General features: G+C 71.6%; 12 protein-coding genes. 5 read left to right on the forward strand and 7 right to left on the reverse strand.

Features of this window, described 5'->3' with window-relative positions; all coding sequences use genetic code 11:
• Positions 1-1045 (reverse strand): FUSC family protein (locus AB0N07_RS11325; protein ID WP_365833993.1); only part of this gene is annotated, 1045 nt, incomplete at its 3' end.
• A gap of 128 nt (positions 1046-1173) precedes the next feature.
• Between AB0N07_RS11325 and AB0N07_RS11330 the strand changes: the two genes are divergently transcribed.
• Positions 1174-1767, forward strand: coding sequence for a TIGR03086 family metal-binding protein (locus AB0N07_RS11330; RefSeq protein ID WP_365833994.1), 594 nt, complete (start codon positions 1174-1176; stop codon positions 1765-1767).
• A 275-nt stretch (positions 1768-2042) separates the two neighbouring features.
• On the opposite strand, the gene AB0N07_RS11335 is transcribed toward AB0N07_RS11330, so the two are convergent.
• On the reverse strand, positions 2043-2636 hold the full coding sequence (locus AB0N07_RS11335; RefSeq protein WP_365833995.1) for an ABATE domain-containing protein: 594 nt from the start codon (positions 2634-2636) through the stop codon (positions 2043-2045).
• A gap of 138 nt (positions 2637-2774) precedes the next feature.
• Here AB0N07_RS11335 and AB0N07_RS11340 point away from each other — a divergent pair, with 138 nt between their 5' ends.
• Complete coding sequence (locus tag AB0N07_RS11340) at positions 2775-3773, forward strand: zinc-binding dehydrogenase (RefSeq protein ID WP_365833996.1); 999 nt, start codon at positions 2775-2777, stop codon at positions 3771-3773.
• A gap of 69 nt (positions 3774-3842) precedes the next feature.
• Complete coding sequence (locus AB0N07_RS11345) at positions 3843-4745, forward strand: DUF3626 domain-containing protein (protein WP_365833997.1); 903 nt, start codon at positions 3843-3845, stop codon at positions 4743-4745.
• On the opposite strand, the gene AB0N07_RS11350 is transcribed toward AB0N07_RS11345, so the two are convergent.
• The 5 genes from AB0N07_RS11350 to AB0N07_RS11370 are packed head-to-tail and all read right to left on the reverse strand — an operon-like array spanning position 4697 to position 10201.
• Complete coding sequence (locus tag AB0N07_RS11350; protein WP_365833998.1) at positions 4697-5320, reverse strand: PAS domain-containing protein; 624 nt, start codon at positions 5318-5320, stop codon at positions 4697-4699. The two genes, AB0N07_RS11345 and AB0N07_RS11350, sit on opposite strands and share 49 nt — an antisense overlap.
• A 53-nt stretch (positions 5321-5373) precedes the next feature.
• Positions 5374-7017 carry a glycoside hydrolase family 13 protein gene (locus tag AB0N07_RS11355; RefSeq protein WP_365833999.1) on the reverse strand — a complete coding sequence of 548 codons (1644 nt, stop codon included), beginning with the start codon at positions 7015-7017 and terminating at the stop codon, positions 5374-5376.
• 54 nt (positions 7018-7071) lie between these two features.
• The gene (locus AB0N07_RS11360) at positions 7072-7914 is read right to left on the reverse strand and encodes a carbohydrate ABC transporter permease (protein WP_365834000.1); all 843 of its coding nucleotides are present in this window, start codon (positions 7912-7914) and stop codon (positions 7072-7074) included.
• Positions 7911-8900, reverse strand: coding sequence for a sugar ABC transporter permease (locus tag AB0N07_RS11365; RefSeq protein WP_365834001.1), 990 nt, complete (start codon positions 8898-8900; stop codon positions 7911-7913). The genes AB0N07_RS11360 and AB0N07_RS11365 overlap by 4 nt, the downstream gene beginning before the upstream one ends.
• An 11-nt stretch (positions 8901-8911) precedes the next feature.
• Entirely contained in the window at positions 8912-10201 is a 1290-nt protein-coding gene (locus tag AB0N07_RS11370) for an ABC transporter substrate-binding protein (RefSeq protein WP_365834002.1), read from the reverse strand.
• Between the two features lie 211 nt (positions 10202-10412).
• Here AB0N07_RS11370 and AB0N07_RS11375 point away from each other — a divergent pair, with 211 nt between their 5' ends.
• On the forward strand, positions 10413-11465 hold the full coding sequence (locus AB0N07_RS11375) for a LacI family DNA-binding transcriptional regulator (RefSeq protein ID WP_365834003.1): 1053 nt from the start codon (positions 10413-10415) through the stop codon (positions 11463-11465).
• A 128-nt stretch (positions 11466-11593) separates the two neighbouring features.
• Entirely contained in the window at positions 11594-14761 is a 3168-nt protein-coding gene (locus tag AB0N07_RS11380) for a cytochrome P450 (protein ID WP_365834004.1), read from the forward strand.
• The last annotated feature ends 2 nt before the right edge of the window (positions 14762-14763 follow it).

Genomic DNA, 14763 nt, shown 5'->3' on the forward strand with positions numbered 1-14763 from the left:
GCCTGTGGGGGGCTTGGTGGGGCCCCCCCGCGCCCCGCTGGGGGCCCAGTTTGGCGGGGCTGGCCGCGGCCTGCCGCAGCTCCGCGGCCAGCCGAGACTCCGCCGACTCGGCGCTCACACTGACGTGGCTGGTGACCAGTACCGCGAAACTGACCACGGCGTCGGCGATCTCCGACAGCAGCTCTTCCACGGCGGCCCCCGTCCCGGGCGCGAACAGCGGCTCGGGATCGCGTTCCTTGGCGAGGTCGGTGAGGGTGCGCGCCAGCACCCGGAGCACCACTGTGCAGATCTCCAGCGTGTCCAGGCCCGTGCGCAGCACCACCCGGTGCAGCAGGCCCTCCCGCACGCGGGGGTTGAGCCGCAGGCTGTCCTCGGCCTGCCGGAGGGCCGCGTCGACCTCGACGATGTCGTGGTCCAGCCTGCGTGCCTCGTACAGCCGCTCCGTCGCCCGCTCGACGGGCGTACGGCCGGCGGCCTCCTCGCCCATGCGCAGCATCAGCTGCCGCACCCGGCGGGCCAGACCCTCGATCGACTCGCCGGCCTCGTCCACCCACACGGGCGGCGCGAGCAGCAGATTGCAGCCGAACCCGACGAACGCCCCGATCAGTGTCTCGACCACCCGAGCCCAGGCCGTGTCCCCGGGGGTCGTCACGCCGAGCACCAGCATCGCGCTGATCGCCACCTCGGGCACGTACTCCTCGACCCGCACCAGCCGTCCCACCGCCAGTGAGGCCACGATCAGCAGGGCCAGACTCCACCACGTCAGACCCACCAGAAGGCTGAAGGCGATCGCGACGAGGACACCGGCCACGACCGAGTTCACCCGGCGGATGCCGTTGGTGATGGTGGCGTACAGGGTGACCTGGACGACCAGCAGTGCGGTCAGCGGAGCGGTGAGCGGCGCGGGCTCGGGGCTGAGGCGCAGTGCGACGACGTACGCGATCGTCGCCGCGGCAGCCGACCGCAGGGTCTGTACGACCATCGGGTCCCGGCGGCGCTTCACAAAGCGCACGAGAGACGCCGTCCACTCACGTACCACTCGCATCCTCGGGCCGTGCCCCTTCCTGTCCCGGAGGACCTGTCCTGGAGGACCGTGTCATTGAGGACCGTAACTGTCCGCAAGGCAGCCTAGATTGTTCATGTCGGTCGAAGGGTGACAGGAGGGGGACAATCGTGGAGCACACCCAGGGCATCGAGGTTCTCACGCGGGCGCACGCTTATCTCGCCGAGGTGGTCGCCGGAGTGCCGGAATCGGCGTGGTCAGCGCCGACGCCGTGCAGCGAATGGACGGTACGGCAGGTCCTCAACCATGCGCGGATCGACCAGCAGGCCTATGGTCTGGCGATCACCGGCGGCCGCCCGGACTCGGACCCGTTCCATCCGGCCGACGCCCTCGACGGAGATCCGGCTGCGGAGCTCGACAAGGTGCTGCGCGCGGTGGCGGACGCCTACGCGGGACTGCCCGCCGACGCCGAACAGGCGCCGACTCCGCTGGGCCCCATGCCCGTGCCGCTCGCCGCGGCGGCAGCCGCCATGGACGCGGCGGTGCACGCATGGGACATCGCGGTGGCCACGGGCCAGGACCGTCGGCTGAACGGTGAGCTCGCCGAGGGTATCCGGCCGGCGGCGGATCGGCTCGTCGATCGTCTCCGGGACGCGTACCAGGTGTTCGCGCCTGCGCGGGAGCTGGAGCCGGGCTACGACAGCGCTGAGGCGCTGCTCGCCTTCCTGGGCCGTGACCCGCACTGGTCGCCGGCGGCGTCCTGACGCGCCCGGCGCGGCGCCCCCCGAGGCGGCCGCCGGCAGACGCGGCCCGATCAGCCGGTTCGTGACACCGAGAACCGGTTGACGACGAAGTCGAGGATCTGCTCGCTGGGCAGATCCACCAGCAGCGAGGCCCGCACCAGACCGAGGCCCCGCACACGCACCACCCGAGCAGCCGACCAGCCCCGTCAGCGCACCCCCCTGCGGATCGGCCCCGGCTGCCCGCGCGGCACCCACGACATCGCGCTCGCCCGCACCCACGGCGTCCTGAACCACCTTCACCGGGTGGGGACGCCCCGGCTCCGGGAGCGGTAGCCGGCCACCTTCGCGAGGTTGCCGCAGCGGTCCATGGAACACCAACGGCGGCGCCGTGCCTGGGAGTCGTCCAGGAAAAGCAGTGAGCAGTCCGGGTTCTCGCACTCCTTGACCCGATCCAGCAAGGGGCTGCGTACCAGGAGGACGGCATCGCGGGCGACCGTCGCCAGAGCGGCCCGGGCCGGCTGCCGGGCCGTCCAGCGCACGGGGCCCAGCTGCGGGGCGAGGTCGGGGCGGGCCGCCGCCTCGTTGATCAGCTCCACGTCGCCCGTTTCCGGGTCCTGCCCGGCCATCGACGTGCGCACGAGGCGGTAGAGGGCTTCCCGCAGGTCGCGGGCGCCGGTCAGGTCCCGGGCGGTGACCCGTACCGGCTCGCCGTCCGCGGTCAGCTCCGCCTCCGTGAACCAGCGGGCCAGCGCGGCCGGGTCCGGGAGCCGTTCCAGGGGAGCGGACGCGTGCCGCCGGCCGAGCGTCGCGACGAAGTTCAGGCAGGGGCGGCCGCCGATGAACGGGAACGCGAGCGCCGGGTCGGCGGGCGGCGCGGAGGTGCCGGTCATAGGAGGCAGCGTACACCGGTTCATGAGGTGTCACCTGTGGCTGCAGCCCCTTGACACCGGTTGAAATGGTGTTGGATGGTGACACCACTTCAACCGGTGTCAGTTGCGCGGGCGGCTGCGGCAGGAAGCGGGTGCGGTATGCGTGCGGTACGGATCGATGAGTTCGGCGGCCCCGAGGTGCTGGTGCCGGTCGAGGTGCCCGACCCCGTGGCGGGGCCCGGCGAGGTGCTGGTGCGGATTGCGGCGGCGGGCGTGAACCGCGCCGACGCACTGATCAGGAAGGGTGTCTACCACCGGGCCGGACGCCCTCCTCTGATCCCGGGTGTGGAGGCGGCGGGCGTCGTCGCGGCGGTGGGGGAGGGGGTGACCGGTCTGGAGGTCGGGCAGCGGGTCATGGCCCTGGACGGAGTCAACGCCCCAGGGTTCTATGCAGAGTTGGCGGTGGTGCCCGCCACCCAGGTCGCCGCCCTGCCGCAGGGCGTGGGACTTACCGAGGCGGCCACCCTGCCCGTGGCCTGGCTCTCCGCCTGGTACTGCCTGCGGCACCTCGCCCGGGTCGCCAAGGAGGACACGGTGGTGGTGAAGGCGGCCGCGAGCGGGGTGGGCAGCGCGGCCGTCCAGATCGCCGCGGAGGCGGGCGCCCGGGTCATCGCGCTCGCCGGCTCGGCCGAAAAGGCGGCCTGGGCGGGGGAGTTCGGTGCCCAGGTCACCGTCGACACCTCCGCCCATCCCGACGACGCGGAGGTCGAAGAGGTGCTGCGGCTGACCGACGGCCGCGGCGCCGACGTCGTCCTCGACACCGTCGGCGGCCCGGCGTTCGCCCGCAGTCTGCGCCAAGTGGGCCACGGCGGCCGGGTCGTGGCCCTCGCCAACGTCGCCCTGGAGCCGAGCACCGTCGACACCCGCGACTTCTACCCGAGGAACGCCTCCGTCCTCGGCTTCCAGCTCACCAACCTACAGATCCACGGCTACGACCCCCGCAACGATCTGCGGGAGCTCGCCGAACGGGTCGCCTCCGGGGCGTACCGGGTGCCCGTCGAAACCGTCGTACCCCTCGAACAGGCCCGCACCGCCCACGAGTTGCTGGAGCGGCGCAGCAACCGCGGCAAAATCGTCCTGGCGGTGGCCGACCTCTGAGTGATCTCATGAGGGGGGTCTCAGGGGGTTCCTCGGGGTGCTTCTGGACCGGTTCGAGAAGGGGAACGGGTGGATTTCGCGAATGTCGGCTCACCGCGGGCGCGGCGGGCGCTGCGCCATGTCGCCGCCCGCTCCACGGGCCCGGCCCTCGGGCCCGACCTGCGGATCACGCTGAACTTCCACCCCGACCGGCTCGTCGGCGGGCTGCCCATCCTTCAGGCGCTGGCCCAGGACGGCGCCTACCACTCGCAGTTCGTCACCGGCACCAGCAACGGCGGGCTCACCGCACATCCCGGCGGTGACCGCTGGCGCTGGGAGAGCCGCATTTTCGGCGGCGCCTACGACGACGCCGACCCGCACGAGCGGCCCGTGTACGGCGCGCTGAACTTCCGGCGCCAAGTGGTCGGCGCCGCCCCCCGGTTCGGCTCCTCGCACTTCCGGCTCACCGCCGACGCCCTCGCCCGCACCACCTTCTGCTACCCCGACAGCGCGGCCGAGCCGACCGACTTCGGGGTGGCCGCCGGCATGTCGCTGATCGCGCTCGCCGAGGCCGACGAGCAGGACGCCCTCAACGACTACATCGAGGCCCAGATCCACGGCGGCGTACTGCTCGCCGCGCACATCGAGGCGCTCGTCCTGGACGCCGGCTACCGCGGCACGCCCGTCGAGGCCGCCGCCCGCCTGCTGCCCTGCCCCGTCGAGTGGCACCCCGGCTACCGTCTCAGCGTGCAGGAGCTGCGGGAGCACGCCGACTACCGCGGGGCGCAGTACATGGAGCTGGGAGCCAGGATCGCCCAGGACGGCCAGGTGAATCCGCGGATCATCGGTGACGCCGCCCGCACCGGCCGCCACAAACTGCAGGACCTGAAGATGATCTGGCACACCCTCGCCCGCTTCGGCGCGCCGGAAGGGGCGGGCACCGCCTATGCGCCCGGCGGCCACACCCCGGGAGTGAGGACGCCGAGCGCATAGGCGCGCGCCACCAGCTCGGTACGGTTCGACGCGCCCCAGCGCGTCGACAGCCGCCGCAGGTGATACGTGACGCCGTCCGTGCTGAGACCGGTCTCCTTGGCGGCCCTGGCGGTGGTGGCGCCCCCGGCGAGCAGTGCCAGGATGCGGGCCTCCACCGGCGCCACCCGCACGGGATCCGCACCCGGCGGCTCGCGCTCGCCCCGCACCCGCAGCATCACCAGCAGGGCCGGCGTCTCCTCCACCGTGTCGCTGACCGGGTCGGCGGTCAGCTCCCCGAACCGCTCGCCGCCGTCCGGCCCCTCCCAGCACACCGACACCTGATACCGCGAGCGGTGCCGCAGCCGCAGCGCCTGCGCGATCCGCTCCACCTGCGTGGCCTCCTGCGGCCGGAACAGCTCCAGCACACCACGGCCGCGCAGCCGCCCCGGAGTCGTACCGCACTCGGCCGCCATCGCCGGGTTGGCCAGCAGGACGGCGCCGTGCGCGTCGCACACCGCAACGGGCACGGAGACCCGGTCGAAGAGCGTCAGGGCGCGATTGCGCCACATCACGGCCTCCCGACGGCCCTCTTCCACCAAGACCTCCTGCCACCTGCACGACGGCGCCACGCACTGCGTGCACTACACAATCATGTGGTGAGCCAGGCCGCCTGATCCGGTCCCAGCAGGCCATCGTCCAGTGAGCCGCTCGCCAGCAGGACCGAGGTGTGCTCGGGCAGCCGGTACGGCTCGGCCGAGAGGTTCACCACGCACAGGAAGCCGGGCTCGCGGCGGAAGGCGAGGACGCCGGCCGGGGCGTCGAGCCAGCTCAGGCCGCCGTCGCCGAGGGCCGGGTGGTCGCGGCGCAGACGCAGGGCCGCGCGGTACAGCTCCAGCATCGAGCCCTCCACACCGTCCTGCGCGGCCACGCTGTGATCCGCCCAGCCGTCCGGCTGCGGCAGCCAGGGGTCGGCCGTCGTGCCCTTGGGGCTGAAGCCGTACGGGGCACTGGGCCCCGACCACGGAATCGGCACCCGGCAGCCGTCGCGGCCGCGGTCGGTGTGCCCGGACCGCTCCCACACCGGGTCCTGGAGGGCGGACTCGGGCAGGTCCTCGACCTCCGGCAGCCCGAGCTCCTCGCCCTGGTAGATGTAGGCGCCGCCGGGCAGCGCGAGCATCAGCAGGGCTGCGGAGCGGGCCCGCCGGGTGCCCAGGGCCAGATCCACGGGGCCCTCGGGCCGGTAGGGCTCGTTGGCGACCCACCGCCGGACCACCTTGCGGCCGTAGCGGCTGGGGTGGCGCATCACGTCGTGGTTGGACAGCACCCAGGTGGCCGGGGCGCCCACCGCGCCGAGCATGGCGAGGGAGTCGTCGATGACGGCCCGCAGGTCCTTCGCGTCCCAACTCGCCATGAGGAAGTCGAAGTTGAACGCCGTGTGCAGACCGTCCTGGCGGACGTAGGCGGCGAGCCGCTCCGGGGTGTCCGCCCATGCCTCGGCGACGAACGAGCGGTCACCGGGGAACTCGTCGGCCACCCGGCGCCAGGCGCGGTAGATGTCGTGCACCTCGTCCCGGTCCCAGTGCGGATGGTCCAGATGCCGTCGCGGGCCGTCGGGTGCCACTTCCGGGCGGGGCGGCAGGTCGGGCAGCTCGGGATGCTTGATCAGCCCGTGCGCCACGTCGATACGGAAGCCGTCCACGCCCCGGCTGAACCAGAACCGCAGGATCGACTCGAACTCCGCCCGCACTTGTGGGTGCTGCCAGTTGAGGTCGGGCTGCTCGGGAGCGAACAGGTGCAGGTACCACTCCCCGTCGGGCAGCCGGGTCCAGGCGGGGCCGCCGAAGCAGGACACCCAGTCGTTGGGCGGCTCGGCGCCGCCCGCCCCACGGCCGGCCCGGAAGACGTAGCGCTCACGCTCCGGGCTGCCGGGGCCCGCATCCAACGCCGCCTGGAACCAGGCGTGCTGGTCGGAGGTGTGGTTGGGCACGATGTCGGGGATCACGCGGATGCCGTGCCGGTGTGCCTCGTCGATGAGCTGCTCCGCCTCGGCGACCGTGCCGAACAGCGGATCGATCTCACGGAAGTCGGCGACGTCGTAACCGTGGTCGGCCATCGGTGACTTGTACCAGGGGTTGATCCAGATCGCGTCCACGCCGAGCGACTTCAGATACGGCAGCCGGGAGCGGATGCCCGCGATGTCGCCGACGCCGTCGCCGTTGCCGTCGGCGAAACTGCGGACGTAGACCTGGTAGATGACGGCGTCGCGCCACCAAGATGCGGTGCTGGTGGACATATGGGTGCGTACTCCTCGTACATCGGTGGGGGTACATCAGTGGGGAAAAGGGGGCTACTTCGCCGCGCCCGCCGTGAGGCCGGCCACGATCCGGCGCTGGAACAGCAGCACCACCACCACGAGCGGAACGGTGACCAGGACTCCGGCGGCCATCTGGCTGCCGAACGGCGTCTCGAACTGGGTCGCCCCGGCGAACTTGGAGATCGCGACGGGCGCGGTCTGGATGTCCGGCTTGTTCGTCATCGACAGCGCGATCAGGAACTCGTTCCAGGCGGCGATGAAGGTGATGATCGCGGTGGTGAAGATGCCGGGCGCGGCGAGCGGAACGATGACGCGGCGGAAGGCCTGGGCGCGGGTGCAGCCGTCGATCATGGCCGCGTGCTCCAGCTCGTCGGGCATCTGCCGGAAGAACGCCGTCAGGTTCCACACCGCGAGCGGCAGCGTGAAGGACAGACTCGGCACGATCATCGCCTGGTAGGTGTTGATCCAGCCGAAGCCGACGAACATCTTCAGCAGCGGCACCACGATCGACACCACCGGGAACATCGCCGTGGCGATGATCAGCGTCAGCACGAACCGTTTGAAGCGGAACTCCAGCCGCGCCATCGCATACGCCGTGAACGTCGCCAGCAGCAGTGCACATACGGTCGTGATGCCCGCCACGACCAGACTGTTGAACAGGGCACGGGTGAAGTTCTCGGACGGGTCGAGCACGGCACGGTAGTTCTCGAACGAGATCCGCGCCGGGAACAGGGAGTTGTCGAAGATGTCCGAGGTGCGGCGCAGACTGGAGACCAGCATCCAGTAGAAGGGTGCCAGACAGTAGGCGACGACCGAGGCGACCCCGAGCCAGAGCAGTGCTCTGCGCAGGAACGGGTGCAGGGCGGCGGAGTTCATGCGGCCACCTCCTTGTGGCGGCGCGGCACCACGTCGGCGCCCAGCAGTCGCACGAACGCCAGCGCGATGAGGAAGACGTAGACGAAGAGGATCACCGCGTAGGCGGCGGCCGGCCCGAACCGCACGTTCGCGGCCTGGTCCTGAGCGAGCATGGACAGCGTCTCCACGGACGACTTCTGCGCGCCGATCAGGATGTACGGCAGGTCGAACATGCGCAGCGCGTCGAGCGTGCGGAACAGCACCGCCACCAGCAGTGCCGGCTTGACCAGCGGCAGCGTGATGCTCCAGAACTGGCGCAGTGCGCCCGCCCCGTCCATCCGGGCCGCCTCGTACACCTCCTTGGAGATCACCTGGAGCCCGGCCAGCACCAGCAGCCCGATGAACGGAGCCGTCTTCCACACGTCGGCCACGATGACCGCGACCTTGGCGTGGAACCCCTCGGTGGTCCAAAGGATCTGCCGGCCGATCAGGGCGTTGGCCACTCCGTCGCTGTTGAAGATCCAGCGCCACAGCAGACCCGTGACGGCGGTGGGGATCGCCCACGGCACCAGGATGGACGCGCGGACGACCGCCCGGCCGCGCAGCGCACGGTGCATGATCAGCGCCATCGCGATGCCGAGCACGGTCTCCAGGGCGACCGTGGTGACGGCCAGGAAGGTCGTGTTCCAGAAGGCGTTCCAGAAGCGGTCGCCCGCCGCCCCGAAGACCGCGGTGTAGTTGTCGGCGCCGACGAACGGGTCGTGTTCGCGCACGAACCCCGTCCTCGGGTCGAGCCCCGGGGTGCCGTAGAAGGAGTCCTTCAGCGCCACGATCGTCGGATAGAGCACGGCGACCGCCAGGACCAGCAGCGTCGGCGAGACGAGCAGGGCGCCGAGCCCGCCCTCTCCGGAAGTGGCTCTGCGGTGGCGGTCCCAAAGGGCCCTGCTGCCGGATGCCTTCGCTTCCGGCCGGTCGAGGCTGTCCGGCGGGTTGTGGGTGGTCACCATGTCGTGTCTCCTCACTGCCCCGCCGCCTGTTGCTGCAGGTCCTTCTGCAGGTCCCTGAGCGCGCTCGCGCTGCTCTTGACCCCGGTCAGCGCGGCGAACGCCTCCCGCTGCACGGCCGCGGTGACATCGCCGTAGCCGAAGACCCGCGGCCGCGGCACCGCATGCAGGATCGACTGCTTGAGGACGGGCAGGTACGGATACTTCTTCACCAGGCGCGGATCCTGGTACAGGGCCTGGTACGTGGGCGCCGCCGGCGCGTAGGCCAGCGAGAAGCGCTGCGTGTCCTGGCTGGTGAAGAACCGCATGAAGTCGAGTGCCGTGGCCCTGTTCCGCGCCGAGGCGGACAGCGCCAGGTTGTGGCCGCCCAGGCTGGACGCGCCGGGCCCGTTCAGACCGGGCAGCGGTGCGACGGCGAACTTGCCTGCGACCCTGCTGGAGCCGTCCTTCTTGTTCGCCAGCGGATACATGTACGGCCACTGCCGCTCGAAGACGAGCCTGCCGGACTGGAAGGCGCGGCGGGCGTCCTCCTCCTGGTAGGTGGAGGCCTCCTTGGGGATGGTGCCGTCCCGGAAGGAACCGACCAGGAAGTCCAGGCCCTTCCTGGCCTGCGGGGTGTCGAGATGCGGGCGCCCCTGGGCGTCGGTGACGACCCCGCCCGCGGAGTTCACCGCCTCGGCGAAGTTCACCGTCAGGCCCTCGTACTTCTGGAACTGGCCCGCGTAACAGGACATGCCCCTGGCCGCGGACAGCCTGCGCACCTTGGCGCAGTCCGCCTTCAACTCGGCCCAGGTGACCGGCGGTCGAGTGATGCCCGCCTGCTGGAGCAGATCGGTGCGGTAGTACAGCATGCCGCCGTCGGAGCTGGCCGGGACGGAGTACAGGCCGCCGCGGTACATGCCGGTCGCGACGATCGGCTTCAGCATCCTGCCCAGCGGGAAGCGGTCCTCGGGCAGCCGGTCCACCCAGCGGTGCGCCGCGAACTCCGAGGTCCACACGACGTCCAGGGACAGCACGGTGAAGGCGTCCGACCGCGTCGCCGCGTTCTGGATCATCTGCTGCCGCTGGGCATCGGGATCGGTGGGCAGTTGGACGAAGGTGACCTTCTCGCCCGGGTGCAGCCTGTTCCAGCGGTCGAGCACCGCCTGCACGGTCCCGGTGTTGTCGGCGCCGGCGACATAGGTGATGGGGCCGCGCCCCGTACTCGACACGGAGCCGCCGCCGATGCCGCACGCGGCAACGGCGGCCAGCCCCGCGCACAGCGCACCGGAGCGCCGCAGCGCTCTGGTCTTCCTGTTCCTCAAAGTCACTCCAAGGGCAGCGATTGCAGATAAGAATATGCAGGTCAGATAACATAGAGGTGAGATATGTTCAGGTAATTGGTTCCCGTCGTGACAACGCTTGCAAGCTAGGAGCAAGCTGGCTGGCACGTCAATGCGTTACGCGCAAGTAATGCCGTGACAGCGCTGTCACACAGACGGGCGGGCCCGTGCACGCTTGTGCTAACGTCCGCCCATGCCAGCAGCTCAACGGCACCCCACGATGGCCGATGTCGCCGAACGGGCCGGGGTCTCCACGTCCACCGTCTCCCGCACGCTGCGCGGACTGTCGAGCGTCTCGCCGGACGTTCGCGCCCGCGTCGAACAGGCCGCACGCGAGCTGAACTTCGCCGTCTCCCGGCAGGCCTCCAGCCTGGTGACCGGCAGGACAGGCGTGGTGGCGGTGCTCGTGCCCACCCTCAAGTCGTGGTTCATGGGCTCGGCCCTGTCCAGCCTGGGCCCGCTGCTGCGCGCCGCGGACATGGAAATGGCCCTCTATGTGATACCCGACCTGGCCGAACGCGCCTCGTTCTTCGAACAGTTGCCGGCCCGGCGCAACGCCGACGCTCTGCTCGTGCACTGCTTCGACCTCACCGAGGAGGAGAGCACCCGGCTCGACGACCTCGGAATGCCGGTCATCTACGTCAGCCAGCACGCCGAGGGACGCCCGAGCGTGTACGTCGACGATGCGGCCGGCGCCCTGAGCGGCACCCGGCACCTGCTGAACCTGGGCCACCGCCGCATCGCCTTCATGCAGAGCCCGGGCGCCACCGGCTTCTCCTTCAGCTCGCACGCGCGGCTCAACGGCTACCGGCAGGCGCTCGCCGAGGCGGGCATTGGCGTGGACGACTCGCTCGTGGTGGCCGCTCCCGCCGAGGACAAGCGCGCCGTCGCCGAAGCGCTCGGACAGCTGCTGGGACTGCGCGAGCCGCCCACCGCGGTCTTCGCCGAACAGGACGAGCTCGCCGCCACCCTCATCACGACCCTGCGCAAGGCCAGGATCGAGGTGCCCGAGGCGATGTCCGTCCTCGGCTTCGACGACCAGCCGCTGGCCGAGTGGTTCGACCTGACGACGGTGGCCCAGTCGCCCTCCGAGATGGGCCGCGTGGCCGGCGAGCTGGTCCTGCGACTGATCAACGACCCCGAGGCGGACCACGAGCGGCACCTCGTCCTGCCGACCAGTCTGATCCCGCGAGGCACCACCGCCCGGCCCCCCGGTCCCGCGGCGGAGGACGAGAACCACTCCTGAGGGCTTCCGCAAGCCCCCAGGCACGTTCTTGACTACACGATCATGTAGTCCGGTGGCGCGGACGGCCGGATCCGCTCGACCAACCTTGATCGCAGTACTTCCGTACCGCGAAAGGCAGTTGTCGCGCCATGCCCCCCACCGCCCTCCACCCCCACACCGCGGCCCCCCTCCCCGGCGTCCCCCTCGTCGACATCACCGCCACCGGACCCGGCCGCACACCCATCCAGCAGGTCATGGACCTCATGCGCGAGCACGGGCCGGCCCTCGTGCGGCGGCTGCACGGACGCGACACGCTGTTCGTCGGCGACCTGGACCTGGTGGCCGACCTCGCCGACGAGACCCGGTTCGCCAAGCATGTCGGCCCCGCGCTGCAGAACGTCCGCGAGTTCACCGCCGACGGCCTGTTCACCGCATACAACGACGAGCCCAACTGGGCCAAGGCGCACGACATCCTGATGCCCGCCTTCGCGCTCGGCTCGATGCGCACCTACCACCCCGTGATGCTCAAGGTGGCCCAGCGGCTCATCGCGTCCTGGGACCGGGCCGCCCGCGACGGGCAGCCCGTCAACGTGCCCGACGACATGACCCGGATGACCCTCGACACCATCGGACTCGCCGGATTCGGCTACGACTTCGGGTCCTTCGGACGGGACGAACCCCACCCCTTCGTCGAGTCCATGGTCCGCTGCCTGGAGTGGAGCATGACCCGGCTCGCCCGCACCCCCGGCGAGGACTGCTCGGCCGCCGACGCCGCCTTCCGCGACGACTCCGCCTACCTCGCCCAGGTCGTCGACGACGTCATCGCCTCCCGCGCCGGCACCGACCAGACCGGCGCCGAGGACCTGCTCGGCCTCATGCTCACCGCCGCGCACCCGGCCGACGGCGCCCTGCTGGACACCGCCAACATCCGCAACCAGGTCATCACCTTCCTGATCGCCGGCCACGAGACGACCTCCGGCGCGATGTCCTTCGCCCTGTACTACCTCGCCAAGCACCCCACCGCGCTCCAGCTCGTCCAGCGCGAGGCCGACGCCCTGTGGGGCGACCGGGCCGACCCCGAGCCGACGTACGACGAGATCGGCAGGCTGACCTACACCCGCCAGGTCCTCAACGAGGCCCTGCGGCTGTGGCCCACAGCCGCCGCCTTCAGCCGGCACGCCCTGCACGACACCTTGCTGGGCGGCCGGATCCCGCTGCGCGCCGGACAGGCCGTAACCGTGCTCGCCCCGATGCTGCACCGCCAGCCCGTCTGGGGTGACAACCCCGAGCTGTTCGACCCCTCCCGGTTCACCGCCGAGGCGGAGGCGGCCCGCCCGGTGCACGCCTTCAAGCCGTTCGGCACTGGTGAACGCGCCTGCATCGGGCGGCAGTTCGCACTGCACGAGGCGACCATGCTGCTGGCGATGCTGGTCCACCGCTACCGCCTGCACGACCACGCCGACTACGCGCTCCACGTCAAGGAGACCCTCACCCTCAAGCCCGAGGGCCTCACCCTGACCCTCACCCCGCGCACCACCGCCGACCGCGAACACGGCGTCCTCCCCGGAACCCGCCCGGCCTCGACCCCGCACAGCCCCGACCCGCACACCCTCCCGGCCCGCGTCCGCCCCGGCACCGGCGTCCTCCTCCTGCACGGCAGCAACTACGGCACCTGCCGCGCGTTCGCGGCGGGGCTTGCCGACGAGGCCGCCGAGATCGGCTGCGAGACCGAGGTCGCACCGCTGGACGCCTACGCGGGAGGCCTGCCCACCGACCGGCCCGTCGTCATCACCGCCGCCTCCTACAACGGCCGACCCACCGACGACGCCACCGCGTTCGCCACCTGGCTGGAGGACACCCACGACCTGACGGACGTCACCTATGCCGTCCTGGGCGTCGGCGACCGCAACTGGGCCGCCACCTACCAGCACGTCCCCACCCGCATCGACGACCGCCTCGCCGAACTCGGCGCCACCCGCCTCGTCGACCGCGCCGCCGCCGACGCCTCGGGCGATCTCACCGGCGCCGTAAGGGACTTCACGGCCCGCCTGCGCAGCGCCCTCCTCGAGGAGTACGGCGACCCGGACGCCACCGCCCCGGCCGACGACGAGCCCGCCACGGCGTATGAGGTCCGCACCCTCACCGGCGGCCCCCTGGACGCCCTCGCCGAACGGCACGGGCTCCTTCCCATGACCGTCACCGAGGCGTACGACCTCACCGCCCCCGGCCACCCGCGCCGCAAGCGCTTCGTCCGCGTCGCCCTGCCGGAGGGCACCACCTACCGCACCGCCGACCACCTCACCGTGCTGCCCGTCAACGCCCCCGCCCTCGTCGACCGCGCCGCCGCCGCACTCGGCGTCGACCCCGACACCGTCCTCGACATCCGCGCCGCCCGTCCCCGCCGCGACGGCCTGGCGATCGACAGGCCCTTGACGGTGCGTCAACTGTTCGCACACCACGTGGAGTTGCAGGAGCGGCCGACGCCCGACCAGCTGGCCGTGCTGGCCGCCGCCAACCCCTGCCCGCCCGAGCGCGCGACCCTGGCCGCCCTCCCGGCCTACGACCTACGCACCCTCGTCGACCTGATCGAGGACCACCCCGCCCTGCGCGGGGCCCTCGACTGGCCGCAACTCCTGGAGATCCTGACCCCGCTGCGGCCGCGTCATTACTCGATCTCCTCCTCGCCGGCCGTCGACGCGGACCACGTGGACCTCATGGTCTCCCTGCTCGAAGCCCCTGCACGCTCCGGCAAGGGCGTCTACCGGGGCACCGGGTCGGGGCACCTCGCCACCGTCGCTCCCGGCGAGACGATCCTCGCCCGGGTCCAGCCGTGCCGGGAGGCCTTTCGGGTGGACCATTCCGCCCCGGTGATCATGATCGCGGCGGGCACGGGCCTGGCTCCCTTCCGAGGAGCCGTCGCCGACCGCGCGGCGGCTCTCGCCGCGCGCACCGAACTCGCCCCCGCCCTGTGCTACTTCGGCTGCGACGCACCCGACGCGGACTTCCTGCACGCCGAGGAACTGCGCACTGCCGAAGCCGTCGGGGCGGTGTCGCTCCGCCCGGCCTTCAGCACCGCGGGGACCTTCGTGCAGCACCGCATCGCCGCAGAGGCCGACGAGGTCTGGCAGCTGCTCGGCGCCGGGGCCCGGGTGTACGTCTGCGGCGACGGTTCGAAAATGGCGCCGGGCGTGCGGGACGCGTTCCGTACGCTGTACCGGGACCGCACGTCCGGGGCCGACCACACGGCGGCCGAGGAGTGGCTCGACGCACTGATCGCGGACGGCCGTTACATCGAGGACGTGTACGCGGCCGGCTGACC

Origin of the sequence: Streptomyces sp. NPDC051172, from assembly GCF_040682555.1 — a bacterium.
Lineage (GTDB): Bacteria > Actinomycetota > Actinomycetes > Streptomycetales > Streptomycetaceae > Streptomyces.